This window comes from Flavobacterium rivuli WB 3.3-2 = DSM 21788, assembly GCF_000378485.1.
In the GTDB taxonomy this organism is placed as follows: Bacteria; Bacteroidota; Bacteroidia; order Flavobacteriales; family Flavobacteriaceae; genus Flavobacterium; species Flavobacterium rivuli.
In genome coordinates this window covers 290,541-307,431 of the sequence record NZ_KB899968.1, presented here as the reverse complement: position 1 = coordinate 307,431, position 16,891 = coordinate 290,541, and the positions used below count along the sequence as shown (strand labels likewise).

Below are 16,891 nucleotides of genomic sequence, written 5' to 3'. Positions count from 1 at the left end.
TATGAAGAAGATTGTTGTAACACTGCTTACCATAGCCCTTGCCGCTACAGGCTGCTCGCAGCAGCAGGCACGTAAGCCGGTATCGCAAAGTTCGGGTACGTTTATGAGGGAATCTATTAAACGAAATAAAAAACTTGTGGCTAACGAAGAGCAGCAGATAGACTCTATCATAAAAAATAACCCCACAAAAAAATACATAGCATCTGATAAAGGGTACTGGTATTATTACGACCAGGAAGTTACTAACGATACTATCAGGCCAAAACGCGGCGATGTTGCCTATTTTGATTATGAAGTTAAAGATATTAAGGGCAACCTTATATACAGCGAGGCAGAGCTTCGCCCGCAGGTATACCATGTAGATAAGCAAAATATTATGATGGGGCTTCGTGACGGCATTAAGCTAATGAATGAGGGAGAAACAGTAACATTCCTGTTCCCGTCGCACATGGGGTTTGGCTATCATGGAGATAACGATAAAATAGGTATTAACCAGCCGCTTATATGTACCGTTACCCTTAACGACATTAAGCCCGAAAGTGCAGTAAAAGAGAATTAATTTAATATAAATGAAACCAATGACAAGTCTGTTTTTAAGCTTAGTAGCAATTTTATTTTCTTGCAAAAACACGCCACCACCAGATTATGCAAAACTGGGAGATGGGCTTTATGCCGAAATTGAAACCAACAAAGGTATAATTGTAGAAAAACTTGAATACCAGAAAACACCTCTTACTGTAGCTAACTTTGTTACCCTTGCCGAAGGTAAGAACGAAATGGTTGACGCTAAATATAAAGGTAAACCATTTTATGACGGGCTTAAATGGCACCGTGTTATTAAAGACTTTATGATACAGGGCGGCGATCCTGCCGGAGACGGATCTGGTGGGCCGGGCTACAAGTTTGCCGATGAAATTACAGACCTTAAGCATGATAAAGCAGGAACACTATCTATGGCTAATGCAGGTGCCGGTACAAACGGAAGCCAGTTTTTTATTACCCATAAAGCTACTCCTCACCTTGATGGTTTACACACTGTTTTTGGCTATACGGTACAAGGTATCGATGTTTTAAACAGCATAGAGCAAAATGACGTAATAAAATCGGTTAAAATTGTTCGCGTAGGTAAAGATGCAAAACGTTTTAATGCACCAAAAATATTTAAAGAATATTACGAAAAGGCAGCAGCGGCAGTAAAAGCTAAAGAAGCAGCAGCAGCAAAAGCAAAAACAGATAAACTTGCCTATTTTGCCGAGGCTAAAGCTACCGGTACTAAAACTGCAAGCGGGTTAGTATATAAAATATTAGCTAAGGGGCCGGGCCAAAAGGCTCTTGACGGTTCTCAGGTTCAAATTAACTATTCAGGATATCTTGAAAGCACAGCGTTTTTATTTGATTCAAGTATTGCTCAGGTAGCAAAAGATATGGGTAACTATATCCCTCAAAAAGATGCTGCAGGTGCTTACAGGCCAATCCCTTTTACTATAGGTACAAAATCGGGCATGATACCGGGCTTTATAGAAGGCCTTGAAAAAATGAACCCGGGCGATAAGGCAATTATCTTTATTCCATCTCATTTAGGTTATGGCGAAAGAGGTATGCCACAGGGTAAAATTCCGGGCAATGCAAACCTTGTATTCGAACTTGAAATGATAGCTGAATAACTTAGGAGATACTTAGTTTAAAATGTACTCAAAAGGGTTGTAAATATTTGTGCCGCAAGACATAAATATTTACAACCCTTTTTTATTGGGTAGTTCATCATTTAAAAATAACCTAAATTGTTATTATCATAAAAAAATACTATAGTTCTATTTACCCCCGCTAACAGCATTAATAAAATATGGTGAATCATTCCACCGTATTTTTTTATAAGTAGTGTTTTGTTTAAGGCTGTCGGGCAGGCAATGGTAAATGGCACTGCTCATTTTTTCTAACAGTAATTTTCTCGAAAAAGTATCGGCTACCACGAGGCTTATTTCACGTACAGGCTTTGGCTCGGCAAACGGTTTAAAAAGTGTAGTATCCTGTTCATTTAGTACCGATAGTTGCGGCACAATAGCAAAACCCAGCCCTGCCCTAACCAGGTTCTTAAGTGTTTCTATAGAACTTATGTTATAGTTAAAACGATCCCAGGTGCTGGAATGCTCTGTTATGCTGCAAATATCCAACAGTTGGGCATTATAACAATATTCGCTTTGCAGCAATAGCAATTCCGGTCGGTCTTCGGGCTGCATCTCATACACTTTCGCAGCAGCCATAGGATGATCAGGGTATAAATAAGCAACAAATGGCTCATTAAAAACCGGATGTTCTTTAAGCGCAGGGTTGCCCGTAGGAGTTGCCATAAGGGCAATATCTATAACTCCCGTTTCAACCCAGTTCATTAATTCGCCGGTACCGCCTTCGGTAATATTAAAATGCATTTTGGGCGCAACATCTTTCATTGCCTTAATAAACAATGGCATAAGGTAGGGCGATAGCGTAGATATTACCCCCATAGTTACCGTACCCTCAAGGTCATTTTTTTGGTTCACTACAAAATCCCTTATGGCGTCGGCCTCACGCAATACCTTTTTAGCACGCATAATAATCTCAACACCTAATACGGTTGGCTTTAAAGGTACCTTTGTACGATCGAATATTTTAATACCTATCTCCTCTTCAAGGTTTTTTAGCTGAATGGTAAGTCCTGGCTGGGTAACGGCACACTCCTCTGCTGCTTTGGCAAAATGGCGATGATCGTCTAATGCTATAATATACCTAAGTTGCTGAATGGTCATGATTATAATTTTATTTTATAAAGCTACAAAATTATTAATTTGATTCGTAAACAGAACTGCTGTAAATTTGTCTCATCAAACAAAGCAAACTATTTAATTAGGCATTACGAAAGAAATGCAGTACAGAAATAATTTTAAATTAACGACTGCATTTTTAAAATCAATAACTTTACAGGAGCGGCTGTAACGGCTGCATCCACAAATCAATTAAACAATAACATTAAAATTTATTTATCATGAAATTTACAAGAAAAGCAAACACTAACTGGAAAGGTACTGGAAAAGACGGAAAAGGATTAGTTAGCACAGAGAGCACAACGCTTAATAACGCTCAACTATCTTTTAAAACCCGTTTTGAAGATGGTGTGGGCACTAACCCTGAAGAACTTATTGCTGCGGCACACTCTGGTTGCTTTACTATGCAGTTAAGCTTTTTACTTAGCGAAAAAGGCTTTGTACCGGAAGACCTTAACACAGAAGCACAGGTTACCTTTGAAGATGGTACGATAACAAAAATACACCTTAAACTTGAGGCAAACGTTCCCGGGATTACAGAACAGGATTTCCAGGAAACTACCCAAAAAGCTAAAGAAATTTGCCCTGTATCTAAACTGCTTAACGCAGAGATCACTTTATCTGCTACGCTGGTATAATTTAAACCGGTATCGCTTTTTATACAACCCTGCTCTTTATGAGCGGGGTTTTGTGTTTTTGAGCCTTATTTATTTTAACCTGAATTTCACACTTTTTGTGAGAAATTCAGGTTACCTTCATCAGAATTTACAGTGCAATAATATCATTTTAAATCTTTTATATGGGTAAAACACTTAAACTTGCCATTATACTATTTGTAATCAACTTTGCCATTTTTGCTATTGGCGATGCCCTGCACGTAAACGACTTTGTGCTGTACCTTTTCATACTGCCAGTTAGTATTACCGTATCGGTCATACTGCTTATAATTGCCGCGATAAAAAATGCCCGCAATAATTACCTTGCTAAGGATGTTGTACAACGCAAGCGGTCGCGCAAAAAGAGTTTTATAATTTTGGGCTGCGTAGCAGTGGGGCTTTTAATAGCGTACGTAGCTTTTATGTTTGCCTGCGGTTATAAAATTCCGGGGCGCGACAGGCACAAAAACTGGCCCAATTTTCCCGGTAGCAGTAACCCGGAAATGGTTTTGGCACCAATACCCAATCTATATATTTATAACATAGAACCTTTGCAGGGTACACCCTATTACCTTGTGCATTTTACACGTGACAGCGTAATGTTTAACGATGTAAATACCGGCGGCAGGGAACTGCAAAACTTTGGTATTATGGACAATAAGGGTAACTTTAAAATTGAATATCAAAAAACTACTATAGAGTTCATAGATGGCGACCGTATTATTGTAAAAGAGAACGCCTATGGCCATGAACAAAAACTCCCCGAAACCTGTGATATTATAGATATAAAAACATTAACAAAAACGCAGGATCAAATAAATAAAATACCATTACCTGCAACCAGGGAAGAATTTGATGAAAGCTATGGTACAGAGCAGGGACAGGCACACTTTAAAGAAAAATACCAGACCGAATTTTTCAGGAACCTTAGCGGGGTAAGGTCTGTAGAATCGGGAAGCTATTATGATAGCAGTAACTACAGGGGCTACTCCCTTTATAAAGATGCCTCCGGCAAGTTATATAAAACAACATCGTATGAGGATAACTCGCAGTTGGATATGCTAAGCCCACAGGCTGTAGGTTATACGTCTGTAAAAAATACGTACGGAGCTAAAACTGTAGCTCCCAATATAAAACAATCGGGAGAATCTATTGTTTTATATAATGAAGCTAACGGCGGCTATAGCTCTTCAGGACTTTTTTACGAATACCATCAAACGTGGCTGCTGTATTACAGTGCTGCTATAGGTAAAAATGTTACTTCGTTTAAACTGGAGGGCGGCGAAAAGAACAATCCTTACACCACATTTTATCAGCTTAATAAAGTAACACAGGAGAGAGATACACTTGTGTTCGTTGCAGATAATAAAATATATAAGCTGCATAAAAAGTAGATTATATAATACTATCTGTTTCATAAGAGCCAAACGCAGGATAATTTTTAAACCTTGGCTTAACAATTATTCAATACACAAACAAACATTATATTTTACAACTTTTTTTGAACGATTTATTTTTTAAAGTCGAAATTATCATTAAATTCGCAAGAACAAACAACGCTTTAAAGACATTTTACCATGAATAAAAAAGTAGTGATCGTATCGGCAGTCCGCACACCTATAGGCAGCTTTATGGGTGCATTATCTACCGTAACTGCTCCGCAGCTTGGGGCAGCCGCTATAAAAGGCGCACTCGAAAAAATAAATTTAGACCCTGCCCTTGTTAACGAGGTTTTAATGGGTAACGTGGTTCAGGCAGGTGTAGGCCAGGCACCTGCACGCCAGGCAGCACGCCTTGCAGGCCTGCCGGATAATGTAATTGCAACAACTGTAAATAAAGTGTGTGCCAGCGGTATGAAAGCCGTTATGCAGGCAGCACAATCTATACAATGCGGCGATGCCGATATTATTGTAGCAGGCGGTATGGAGAACATGAGCCTTATACCTCACTATGTACACATGAGGGCAGGTACTAAATTTGGCCCTGCTACGCTTACAGACGGTTTACAACGCGACGGGCTTAGCGATGCTTATGATGATAGTGCTATGGGTGTTTTTGCAGATGCCTGTGCAACCGAATATAGCGTAACCCGCGAGGAGCAGGATGCTTTTGCCATTACCTCTTACCAGCGCAGTGCCGCAGCATGGGATGCCGGTAAGTTTAACAGCGAGGTGGTTCCTGTAGCGGTACCTCAGCGCAAAGGCGACCCAATAATGGTTACCAAAGATGAAGAATACAGCAATGTAAAAATTGATAAGATACCGGCACTTAACGCGGTATTTACAAAAGGCGGAACGGTTACGGCTGCTAATGCATCTACCATAAATGATGGTGCTGCAGCTTTAGTAATTATGAGCGAGGATAAAGCTAATGAGCTTGGCCTTAAACCTCTTGCTTACATAAAAGGATATGCCGATGCCGAGCAGGAGCCTAAATGGTTTACTACTTCGCCATCTATTGCGTTGCCTAAAGCACTTGATAAGGCCGGGATAAGCAAAAGCGATGTTGACTTTTTTGAGTTTAACGAAGCTTTCTCTGTAGTGGGTATTGCAAATACACGCATACTGGGCCTTGATGCCGAAAAAGTTAATGTTAACGGTGGTGCAGTATCGTTAGGCCATCCGCTGGGATGTTCTGGTGCGCGTATTATTGTTACGCTTATTAATGTACTGGAGCAAAATAATGCTAAAATAGGTGCAGCAGCTATTTGTAATGGCGGCGGCGGTGCATCTGCCATTGTTATAGAGAGAGCTTAATTTTAAACTTTATAGTTTATTATAAATGAGAGTGCCTGCATAAAATTATGCAGGCACTCTTTTTTAAATATTAATAACTGTTTTAATGTGACAAATTATTTAGACTGCTTTATAACAATAATTGGTATTACTCTGTTTTTAATCCCAGCCCATCAATGTAACCCTTGTTCTGGAAATTGTTTTTATAAAGCGAATTTTCTAAAAATTCGTTTAGTGCCTTTTGAACCTTTACCCTATCCGGCATATTCTTGCGGATATTCTCGTAAGAACTGCGGTCACTATCGGCATATTTTGTAATTAGCGGATAATCTTGGGGCTGCTTAAAGTTCATGATACCACGGGTATTGTCCATTTTTTTGTACGGCCAGTATGCCCAGTTAACCTGGTTTTTATCGAGCAGGGTTGTAAACTGCTTAATCCACTCATCAGTATTTTCTCCCGTTTCGCCAATGTAAATGGGCACATTGTGTTTATCCCGAAAATCAAGGTATTTTTGTATGGCTTCCTGGTTTACATCAAACCAGTATTTATGGAACTCGTATACAATATTATCATCTATAATACTCTCGAACACTCCAAAATCGCCTGCCCAGACAGATCCGTTCAGGAATATAGAGTGCCGCTTATCCGCTTTCCTGATATCGGCAACCATACGCTGGTACAGCATAAAAAGCCTGTGATTGTAATCTTTTATATCGCCGGTAAAGTAATGTGCAAAGGGCTCATTAACCACATCATAACCTATAATCATAGGTTCATTTTTATAACGATCGGCAATTTTAACCCATATTTCGCTCATTAAATCCTGACTTGATTTACTGTAATATAACCAAGGATATCCTGCGCTGTCGTCTATATTATCGCCTGTTTGCCCACCGGGTGCACAATGCATATCCAGCAATACATAAACGTTTTCCTGCCTGCACCAGTTAATTACGCGGTCAAAATATTCAAAGCCGGCATTGCGCTTGCCCATATACAAATCGTTAGTAAACAGCTTGTAATGAAACGGCAGCCTGATGTGGTTACAGCCTATGCGCTTAAGGTATTTAATATCGTCATGGGTAATGTAGTTATCAAGGTATTTGTTCCAGAAGCTGGCAAGGCTATCAGGGCCTACCATCTCGCCAAGCAGCTGGTCTATCTGGTGGGGTGCGCCTACCTTTCCGGTTTTAAACATATACCCTTCAGGAACAAGCCAGTTACCCAGGTTGGTGCCTTTTAACGTAATGGCATTACCATTTGGCTCTAAAATCTGAGTGCCTTTTGTATGTGCTACAGCACCATGTTTTGTAGTTGAACTGCTTTGTGATGCACACGACGCAAGTAGCCCTGCACAGGCTAATGCTGCGAATAGTTTGTTTTTAGATATCATTTTAATACAGATGTTTTGGATATGATAAAACTATGTATTAAAAATCTTAAAAGCAAAAAAAAGTATTATGCAATAACGTGAATTTAGCCTCCCTTTTTACGGAAGATGTTGCCGATACGATGGAAAATTGAACCAAAAAAAGTATGCGTGGGATGGCCAAAAACTACCATTTCCACATCTTCCATAATAAAATCGCTGAACATCGTTATACTATAATCATTTCTGTGATCCAATTCAACATTAATTTTCTTCATGGATACAAATGAAAACTCCAAAATGTCAGCGTTACCTACTTCTATACTGAAAATACCTTCGGAGTCGGTCAGTACAGATGTACCACTATTAAGGCTTACGACATTTACGCCTGGAATAATAAGCCCTGTTTCATCAGTCACAGTCCCTGTAATGACCCTAACCGTTCCGGTTGGAGCAGTATTACTTGTTACAATATCCTTCTCAACCTGCACTGTTTCTGCAATTTCAGTCTGGGCAAAAACTTTACTGTAACCTAATCCTAAAAAGGCAACTATAGCCGCACTTGCCGCCATCCACAATCTGTTCTTTTCTTTAGGAATAACCAAATCTCTTTCAAGCTGTGATTTTAAAAACCGCCCGCATACATCGCCTTCCTTTTTAAAAACCTCAGCAATATGCGTGTCAGATGATTGTGTAAAATCTATAACGCTCTTTTGGCATGAAGCACAAAACCTACCTCTATCGGCAACGGTCATATCCTGCCAGTTTTCATGGCAGGGAGTTGGGATAGATATTTGTGGTTTATTAGGCATAAGCCAAATATAGCCATTTAAAACTTAGCCTCAAAGAAAGCTATTATTTTAGCATACACATCAGCATTGGTAGCTTCATCCCAATCGGCATGGCCGCCATTAGGGTAAAAATTATATTCATTATATACACCCGCAGCATCGAGCGCGGCTTTTAGCCTTTGCCCCTGGCTTGTGGGCACTAAAGGATCTATACCGCCATAAAACATAATTGTGGGTGGCGACTGTGGTGTAATATGTGCTATAGGGCTTACATCCTGAATCATTTGCGGGGTTGCGTTAGGCGTTCCTAACAACGTTTGTGCAGCAAATGCATATAACGGATGGGTTACATAAGCCGGGTCGGCAAAGTCGGCAGGGCCTACAATATTGCAAACCGCCTTAACCTCATGCGCAGTATCATATTTATAGCTGTACAGCATGGCAAGGTGTGCGCCCGCACTGCCGCCTATAAATGCATAATCGTGAGAAATGTTATAATCACTCTCTTTTAAAAATTTTATTACCTGTTGCAAATCCTGCAACTGTTTAGGAAAAGCCGCACTTGTTTGCGTTGCCAGCCTGTAATTAAAATTTACAACGGCATACTCCGGAAACTCCTCTCCCACACCTTCTGCAATGTAGGCCATATCTTCTTTATCGCCCTGTATCCATGCGCCGCCATGCACTACAATAACTACCTTAGTAGCTGTAGTACGGTTTGCAGGCAGGTGCACATCCATTTTTTGCTGAGGGTCGCTGCCGTAGGCAACATCGGTTAAATTTAGTTCGGCTAAAGGTGCGGGTGCTGTAATAGTATCTTCACTTGAAGAACATCCAAACAACAGGCTTATAAACAGTATGGCTATATATGATTTTTTCATAGGTATACATTTAGTAAATTAAGATACAAAAAAAGCAGGTTGTATAACCTGCTTGCAAAATATGTTCCAAAAAAACTATATTATCTTTTTTATAACCCGTAACTTATGGGTATGCCTCTTAGTGTCTATATTATAAATACCCAAATGGTCTAACCTGTCTATACGCACTTTACCGTGGGCATGTATAATATGGTTATCTTCCATAATAATGCCTACATGTATAATGCGGCCCTCTTCGTTATCAAAAAAGGCAAGGTCGCCGGGTTCGCTTTCTTCTATAAAACTTAAAGCTTCGCCCTGGGTAGCCTGCTGCGATGCATCTCTTAAAAGGTTATAGCCATTAAGCTTATATACTATTTGTACAAAGCCTGAACAGTCTATACCAAAGGGAGTCCTGCCACCCCACAGGTAAGGAGAATGCAGGTACATAAAAGCTGTTTCTACTATATTGTGTTTGCTTGTTATGCCGGATGCTTTTAGCCCTTCAAAAACAAAATTATCAGGATTAAGTGCTGGTGTGCTTAAAAATGTGACTGCAGATCCTATAGGGATGCTCATTAAATGATTATCTGGCGTGGCAATGTATTCTATCAAATCGGCATTGAGCACCGGTGCCTCAGCGGCCAGTTTATTGTAATCACTTTCGGTAATTGTACGATACTGCTTGTTATCTATCCAGCCGTTATAATTATCAAAGCCCATTTCTATGCGCGACCATTTTTCGGTTTGCTCTAAAATTTTAAAATGCTCGCCGAATAAAACCTGCGATGTCATTTCGCTTCTGTCATTAGGGTCAAGCCGAAGTGGCACAATGGCAAGGTTACAAATACCAAACATCCTTTTTACTGATTATTTAAATGTTTATTTTTCTACCGGCTCTTAACTGGTGCAGTTTTTACTGTACCGCAAATATAGCAGTTAATTTTGAGGCTTACTTATAGAGCGGGGTACATAATTTTATAAAAATGTTTTGTCATTAATAGAGATTCCTCAACTTCGCTATGCCAGCGTTGGAATAGAATCGCCCAGAATTTAATTAAAACAATTGTTTCCTTTCAACGTTAGAAGAAATCTTAACATTGAAAGAATTCCTCTACTTTGCTGCGCTGCTTTCGGAATAGAAAACAATATACTAAAAACAAAAATGCCCTCACTAAAAGTGAGGGCATTTTCTATTATCTAAAGTATGTTCTCTATTATCTAAAGAAAATTACTTAACTTCTTCGAAGTCTACATCCTGAACGTTGTCACCTTCCGGTTGAGATGCTTCCGGCTGGCCTTGCTGAGCACCACCCTGAGCTTCGCCACCTTGCTTGTACATTTCTTCAGATGCATTTTTCCATGCAGCGTCAATTTTGTCAAGAAGTGGTTGTATAGCACCAGTATCTTTAAGTTGGTAAACCACTTTAAGTTCAGCAAGAGCAGACTCGATAGGCTGTTTGTTGCTGTCAGAAAGTTTATCGCCAAACTCTTTAAGTTGTTTTTCAGTTTCAAAGATCATAGAGTCTGCTTTGTTTATAAGCTCTGCTTTCTCTTTAACTGCTTTGTCAGCTTCAGCGTTAACTTCAGCTTCTTTACGCATCCTGTCGATTTCTTCCGGAGTTAAGCCTGAAGAAGCTTCGATACGGATATCGTGCGATTTGCCAGTACCTTTATCTGTAGCAGATACTTTGATGATACCGTTAGCATCAATATCAAAAGTAACCTCAATTTGAGGGATACCTCTTTGTGCCATTGGGATACCGTCTAAGTGGAAACGGCCAATAGTTTTGTTATCGTTTGCCATTGGGCGCTCACCCTGTATAACGTGTATTTCAACAGATGGCTGGTTATCTGCAGCTGTAGAGAATACCTGAGATTTTTTAGTAGGTATAGTTGTGTTAGACTCAATTAAACGTGTCATAACGCCACCCATAGTTTCGATACCAAGTGAAAGTGGAGTAACATCAAGAAGTAATACATCTTTAACATCTCCGCTAAGAACACCACCTTGTATAGCAGCACCTATAGCAACAACCTCATCAGGGTTAACACCTTTAGATGGTTTTTTACCAAAGAATTTCTCAACTTCTTCCTGGATACGTGGTATACGTGTAGAACCACCTACAAGGATAACCTCATCGATATCTGATTTAGAAAGGCCTGCATCTTTAAGTGCTTTAGCAACCGGCTCCATAGAACGTTTTACTAAATCATCTGCAAGTTGCTCAAATTTAGCCCTTGTAAGTGTTTTAACCAAGTGTTTAGGTCCTGTAGCAGTAGCTGTAACGTAAGGCAGGTTAATTTCTGTTTGTGCAGAAGCAGAAAGCTCAATTTTAGCTTTTTCTGCAGCTTCTTTTAAGCGCTGTAATGCCATTGGGTCTTTACGAAGGTCAATTCCTTCTTCGCTGTTAAAGTCGCCTGCTAACCAGTCAATAATTACCTGGTCAAAGTCATCTCCACCAAGGTGCGTATCACCATTTGTAGAAAGCACCTCAAACACACCGTCTCCAAGCTCAAGGATAGAGATATCAAAAGTACCACCACCTAAATCGTAAACGGCAATTTTTTGGTCTTTGCCCATTTTATCAAGACCGTAAGCAAGGGCAGCAGCAGTAGGCTCGTTAATGATCCTTCTAACTTTAAGGCCTGCAATTTCACCAGCTTCTTTAGTAGCCTGGCGCTGTGCATCGTTAAAGTAAGCAGGTACAGTAATAACGGCTTCTGTAACTGTATAACCAAGGTAATCCTCGGCAGTTTTTTTCATTTTTTGCAGTGTCATTGCAGATAATTCCTGTGGAGTATAAAGACGTCCGTCGATATCTACACGTGGAGTATCATTATCACCTCTTACAACGCTGTAAGGCACGTTGCTTGCTTCTTTATTGCTTTCAGAGAATTTGTTACCCATGAAACGCTTAATAGAAGCGATGGTTTTTGTAGGATTGGTCACTGCCTGTCTTTTTGCAGGGTCACCCACTTTGATTTCTCCGCCTTCAACAAAAGCAATTACTGATGGAGTTGTTCTTTTTCCTTCAGCATTAGGAATAACCACCGGCTCGTTACCTTCCATAACGGCTACACACGAGTTGGTTGTCCCTAAGTCAATTCCGATTATTTTACTCATCTTGTTTATAGTTTATATTTAAATTTTTCGTTTATAATCTCTCGTGTCATGTAGGCAATCATTGTGCCAATACTTAAATGTGTATAAAAATGACAGAAAATAATGCAACTATGACAACATGACACAGCTATAGACATAAATTAGCTTATGTATGCGCTAAATAATTATATATGTAGTTTGTCGATTAAACTGGGAAAATAGCGATTTTAAGATTTTATAAGCATTTAAAAAATTATCTTTAAGTTATTTTGCCGTTTTCTTAAAATGCATAAACGGCAATGCACTATTATAATGATTAAAGATATACCATGATGGTAACTACCGCTTATAAATATAACTTCCCAATTATACTTACAGGAATTTTTGTAATATTTATTGCCGTTACAGTAATGACAGGATGGCTCCTGCACTTAGATGCCATACAAAGTTTATTACCCGGGCACATATCTATGCACTTTAATTCGGCCATTTGTTTTATACTGCTTAGTGTGGCACTGCTGCTATATGTAAAATACAGGAACCGCGGTGGCCACCGGCTAACAGGGGTACTTTCTTTAATTGTATTTTTAGTTGGGGCAACCACCTTTTCGCAAAAAATATTACATAGCGACCTTGGCATTGATTACCTTTTTTTTAAAAATCATAATAATCCTTATTATCCCGGTAAAATGTCTCCTTTAACCGCTCTTTGCCTGGCAATAATGTCTATTAGTACCTTTGGCATCAGCCTTAATACTAATAAATACAAAACCGTTTGCCAGTTTTTGTTTCACTTTGTTAGTGTAGTGGCGTTTATAGTTTTAATAGGTTATTTATACAATGTTCCTTCGCTATATAACTTGTCTTATTATACAACAATGGCATGCCATACTGCCGTTGCACTGCTTTTATTATCTATAGCAGCATCTTTAATAAATCCGTCACTTGGCATTACAGGTATATTTACCGGTAAAAGAATGGGCAATGTTATGGCCCGCAGGCTTTTTTCGCAAATTGTGGTTGCCGTACTCATAATAGGTTATCTGCGTATACTTTCTCACCGCTACCACTGGCTGAGTGCCGATGTGGGCATAGCTTTCCTTATAGTGTCTTTTATATTAGTAAGCCTGTTTTTAATATGGAAAAAAGCCAACATACTTAACAAGCTTGAGGTTAATATGGAAATTGCTCAGGAAAATTTCAGGATTGGTGTAGAGTCTGCACCTTATGCGCTAATCCTGTCAGACGAGACAGGCAGGATAACACAGGTAAATTTTCAGACAGAGAAACTATACGGTTATACCAGCGAAGAACTGATAGGCAAAAATATAGAAATGCTTATACCTAAAGAGCTGCACAAGCACTACAGGCACGATTCTGAATCGTTCTTTACATCGCCGGCAGTTGTAAGCCTGGGTATAGATGACGAGGTATATGCCAACACTAAGAACGGGGCATGGTTTCCTGTAGAAATAGTACTTACGCCCATAACAACACAAAACGGCATATCTGTACTGGCATCTGTTACAGATGTTACCAGCCGAAAGGCTAACGAAGCTATTATAAAAAACCAGGTTAAAGAGCTGCAGCTTAAAAACCAGGAACTGGAACACTTTAATTATATAGCATCTCACGATTTGCAGGAGCCGCTGCGCACAGTATCTAATTATATTATGCTGCTTGAGGAAGATTACCCCGAGCAGATTAATGACGAAATAAGGATGCATCTTAGCACAATGAATTCAGCAGTATCGCGCATGAGCCAATTGGTACGCTCCCTGCTGGATTTTGGCAGGCTTGGCAAAAACCGCAAATTAAGCCTCACCGATTGTTGTAGCATTATTACCAATGTTAAGGCCGATTTAAATGGTCTTATAAAACAGACAAATGCAGTAATTACCATTGTAGATGACATGCCCGTATTGTATGCTTATGAAACCGAGATGCGACAGCTTTTCCAGAACCTTATTAATAACGCCATTAAGTTTACAGATAAGGATACAGCGCCTCAAATTAACATTGGGTGCAAAAAAACCAAAGGCTTTTACGAATTTTATGTATCTGATAATGGTATAGGTATAGACCCCAAGCATTTTAATGATATATTTCATATCTTTCAGAGGCTTAATAAGAACGAGGATTATGAAGGCTATGGCATAGGCCTGGCTAATTGCAGAAAGATTGCCGAGATGCACGGCGGCGAGATTTGGGTAGAATCTGAGTTAGGCAAAGGCAGTACTTTTAAATTCAAAATATTAAATTTTAAGGCATGATCACACAGATTAATTGCATAATGCTTGTTGACGATAATAAGATAGATAACTTTTTTCATGAAAGGGTTATCCGTAAAAATAATGCTGCAAAAACTATACTTACTAAAGAGTCTGGCTTTGACGCTATAGAATATTTAAAAAAAGGTAAAGACGTGGTGCAGCCCGATGTTATTTTTCTTGATATTAATATGCCGGGCATGAACGGGTGGGAATTTATAGAACATTATAAGAGCCTCGACGAAAATTTGCAAAACAGCATGATCGTGGTAATGCTCAGCACATCCGACAATCCCGATGACAGGGCACTGGCAAAAACCCATCAAATTTTATCTGATTTTAAAACAAAACCACTTACTAAAGAAATGCTCGACGAGGTACTTTTAAAGTATAGTCTTAACAGGGTAATTTAATTATTGTTAAAACCGAATTTTGGGAATTTAATGAATTTATGTTGCGAAATAATCATCGAAACAGCATTATTAGTAAGCAAGATAACTTTGCGTTATAATTCTCGAAAAAAAACACATTCAATTACAACCAATTTTATACATTTAACATCGTAAAATTTTATGATGTTAATAATTACTGTAGCTTATCAATAAAAAGCCTAAGTAAAAGCTATAAAACCTATTGTTATAATATATAAAATAATGAAAAGAGTAATAACCATCACAACGTGTTGTATTTGTTTTGCTTATATTTCTATGGCAGTATATAATTTATATCCTTCTCATTTAAAAAAATTTTATTTAGGTAAAACTTTAGGTAAAATTAAGCATCAAATAGGATTGGGAGTATTATTTGATCGTCCTAACAGTTTAATTGGAAAGTCAGTTATTTACCGTCTATATCAAAACGGTAAGTGGCAAGAAAATCAACAGTTGTTAGAACCTCTTTTTAATGATTATAAAGAAAACGGCAATTTTGCAGCGCTTAAACATTGCCGTCTGGATTCGCAGCTTGCAGGTCGCATACATACAATTGGCAAGCGGCAAGGTATAGAAAAAATGAAGCAAAGTAAAAAATATAAAGAATTCATTAACCATTTAATATACAGGCATAATAAAAATGTAAAACCTGACTCTTTACAAATTTTTTATTACATTAAAGATTACAAAAGTAATAAACTGCACTTGTCATTAAACTTTGTATGCCAACCGTGATTAAAAATATAAACAACTTTTTATCAGGCATTGAAAAGCTAATTATAGACTATACCATTCCAGATAAAAATATTCTATTGTTCAGGCAATGTGTTTACATTTTGCTACTCGCAAAAATACTTTTTATCTGGCCAGAGCTTAATATGCTTTATAGGCATGGTATAGACATTGGGCTTGCATCCCCAATGCCTCATAAATTTATGTATTTACCACTTTTGCATAACTTTTACAACATTTATTGGTTAGTGGCATCTGTAATTGTTGCTATTGCAATTTTTAGCAAAAGGAGTCGATTTCTTAATATCGTTGTAGCTGTAATTAGTATTAATTATCTCGAAGTTATCACAGGGACATCTGATGGAGGTGATAAATTACATAATTTTGTAATATTTATGCTTATATTTATACGCGATGGTGCTTTAAAAAACAGTTTACAACAAATGATTAATAATGCTGCTGTATTTATAATTCAAATGCATTTTTGTTTTCTCTATTTTTTAAATGCATACGGTAAAGTTATACATAAATTTTGGCGCGATGGCTCATTTTTTAATGATGTGTGGCATCTTTCTTACTTTGCAAATCCAAATTTTGTACCCTACTATTTTTTTAATTCTACGGTACAAATTATTACTGCATGGTCTGTAATTTTATTTGAATTTCTTTTTCCAACCCTTATATGGTTCAAACCTTTTAAAAAGCCTCTTATATTTATTGGAATATTTTTTCATTTTGGTATATCAATATTTCTATCTATACCTGATTTTGGTGCAATTATGATAATTGTATATATACTTTTCTATGATTTTAAAAAAGTAGAAAATTTAAAATATTTTAAATTTAAATCCTACAGGTTTCGGTATTAATTCGAGTAAGAATATAAGATTAAATTTTTAATACAATCTAAACAATGAAGATAATTACCAGGCGATTCTAAATTATTGATAACAGGAGCACCAATCACTAAGCAGAGTCTTTAAATCTAAAGATAAAGAGTTTTTTGAAGTAAATTCAAAAAAATGTGACAGGGTATATAATATTTCTTTTAGACCTACTGATTAATATGCAGAAATTCATAATCCAACAATTTTTGATATTGACACGTAAAACACTGAAAATTATATTTTTACAAGCCAA

General features: G+C 38.1%; 15 protein-coding genes. 9 read left to right on the top strand and 6 right to left on the bottom strand.

All coding sequences use genetic code 11. The features are described 5' to 3' along the window. Position 1 precedes the first annotated feature (1 nt). Complete coding sequence (gldI, locus tag F565_RS0108180) at positions 2 to 559, top strand: gliding motility-associated peptidyl-prolyl isomerase GldI (RefSeq protein ID WP_020212729.1); 558 nt, start codon at positions 2 to 4, stop codon at positions 557 to 559. Positions 560 to 569: 10 nt separating this feature from the next. Next, a complete protein-coding gene (locus F565_RS0108175; RefSeq protein ID WP_026299953.1) occupies positions 570 to 1,664 on the top strand; it encodes a peptidylprolyl isomerase in 1,095 nt (364 codons plus the stop codon). 147 nt (positions 1,665 to 1,811) lie between these two features. Here F565_RS0108175 and F565_RS0108170 read toward each other — a convergent pair whose 3' ends face one another. Next, positions 1,812 to 2,783, bottom strand: a complete 972-nt coding sequence (locus F565_RS0108170; protein ID WP_020212727.1) for a hydrogen peroxide-inducible genes activator — start codon at positions 2,781 to 2,783, stop codon at positions 1,812 to 1,814. A gap of 236 nt (positions 2,784 to 3,019) precedes the next feature. On the opposite strand from F565_RS0108170, the gene F565_RS0108165 reads away from it, so the two are divergent. The 3 genes from F565_RS0108165 (at position 3,020) to F565_RS0108155 (ending at position 6,210) form a co-directional block, all read left to right on the top strand. Beyond that, entirely contained in the window at positions 3,020 to 3,436 is a 417-nt protein-coding gene (locus F565_RS0108165) for an OsmC family protein (protein WP_020212726.1), read from the top strand. A gap of 161 nt (positions 3,437 to 3,597) precedes the next feature. Continuing rightward, positions 3,598 to 4,848 carry a hypothetical protein gene (locus F565_RS0108160; RefSeq protein ID WP_020212725.1) on the top strand — a complete coding sequence of 417 codons (1,251 nt, stop codon included), beginning with the start codon at positions 3,598 to 3,600 and terminating at the stop codon, positions 4,846 to 4,848. 183 nt (positions 4,849 to 5,031) lie between these two features. Beyond that, complete coding sequence (locus F565_RS0108155) at positions 5,032 to 6,210, top strand: acetyl-CoA C-acyltransferase (RefSeq protein ID WP_020212724.1); 1,179 nt, start codon at positions 5,032 to 5,034, stop codon at positions 6,208 to 6,210. Between the two features lie 127 nt (positions 6,211 to 6,337). Here the strand turns inward: F565_RS0108155 and F565_RS0108150 are convergent, their stop codons facing one another. From F565_RS0108150 to dnaK, 5 genes are all read right to left on the bottom strand, one after another. Continuing rightward, the gene (locus F565_RS0108150) at positions 6,338 to 7,585 is read right to left on the bottom strand and encodes a glycoside hydrolase family 5 protein (protein ID WP_020212723.1); all 1,248 of its coding nucleotides are present in this window, start codon (positions 7,583 to 7,585) and stop codon (positions 6,338 to 6,340) included. Between the two features lie 83 nt (positions 7,586 to 7,668). Beyond that, positions 7,669 to 8,316, bottom strand: coding sequence for a carboxypeptidase-like regulatory domain-containing protein (locus F565_RS0108145; protein ID WP_169336019.1), 648 nt, complete (start codon positions 8,314 to 8,316; stop codon positions 7,669 to 7,671). A gap of 74 nt (positions 8,317 to 8,390) precedes the next feature. Beyond that, positions 8,391 to 9,233, bottom strand: coding sequence for an alpha/beta hydrolase (locus F565_RS21345; RefSeq protein ID WP_020212721.1), 843 nt, complete (start codon positions 9,231 to 9,233; stop codon positions 8,391 to 8,393). Between the two features lie 75 nt (positions 9,234 to 9,308). Continuing rightward, positions 9,309 to 10,070 carry a C40 family peptidase gene (locus F565_RS0108135; RefSeq protein WP_020212720.1) on the bottom strand — a complete coding sequence of 254 codons (762 nt, stop codon included), beginning with the start codon at positions 10,068 to 10,070 and terminating at the stop codon, positions 9,309 to 9,311. 373 nt (positions 10,071 to 10,443) lie between these two features. Next, positions 10,444 to 12,339, bottom strand: a complete 1,896-nt coding sequence (gene dnaK, locus F565_RS0108130) for a molecular chaperone DnaK (RefSeq protein ID WP_020212719.1) — start codon at positions 12,337 to 12,339, stop codon at positions 10,444 to 10,446. 308 nt (positions 12,340 to 12,647) lie between these two features. On the opposite strand from dnaK, the gene F565_RS22320 reads away from it, so the two are divergent. The 4 genes from F565_RS22320 to F565_RS0108110 all read left to right on the top strand — a co-directional run bounded on the left by F565_RS22320 (position 12,648) and on the right by F565_RS0108110 (position 16,620). Continuing rightward, positions 12,648 to 14,591 (top strand): sensor histidine kinase, encoded by a 1,944-nt coding sequence (locus F565_RS22320; RefSeq protein WP_020212718.1) that lies wholly within the window; start codon positions 12,648 to 12,650, stop codon positions 14,589 to 14,591. Continuing rightward, a complete protein-coding gene (locus F565_RS0108120; protein ID WP_020212717.1) occupies positions 14,588 to 15,001 on the top strand; it encodes a response regulator in 414 nt (137 codons plus the stop codon). The genes F565_RS22320 and F565_RS0108120 overlap by 4 nt, the downstream gene beginning before the upstream one ends. A 240-nt stretch (positions 15,002 to 15,241) precedes the next feature. Then, a complete protein-coding gene (locus F565_RS0108115; protein ID WP_154652568.1) occupies positions 15,242 to 15,754 on the top strand; it encodes a hypothetical protein in 513 nt (170 codons plus the stop codon). Then, positions 15,742 to 16,620: a hypothetical protein gene (locus F565_RS0108110; RefSeq protein WP_026299952.1), complete on the top strand. Its 879-nt coding sequence runs from the start codon at positions 15,742 to 15,744 to the stop codon at positions 16,618 to 16,620. Before F565_RS0108115 ends, F565_RS0108110 begins: the two co-directional genes overlap by 13 nt. The last annotated feature ends 271 nt before the right edge of the window (positions 16,621 to 16,891 follow it).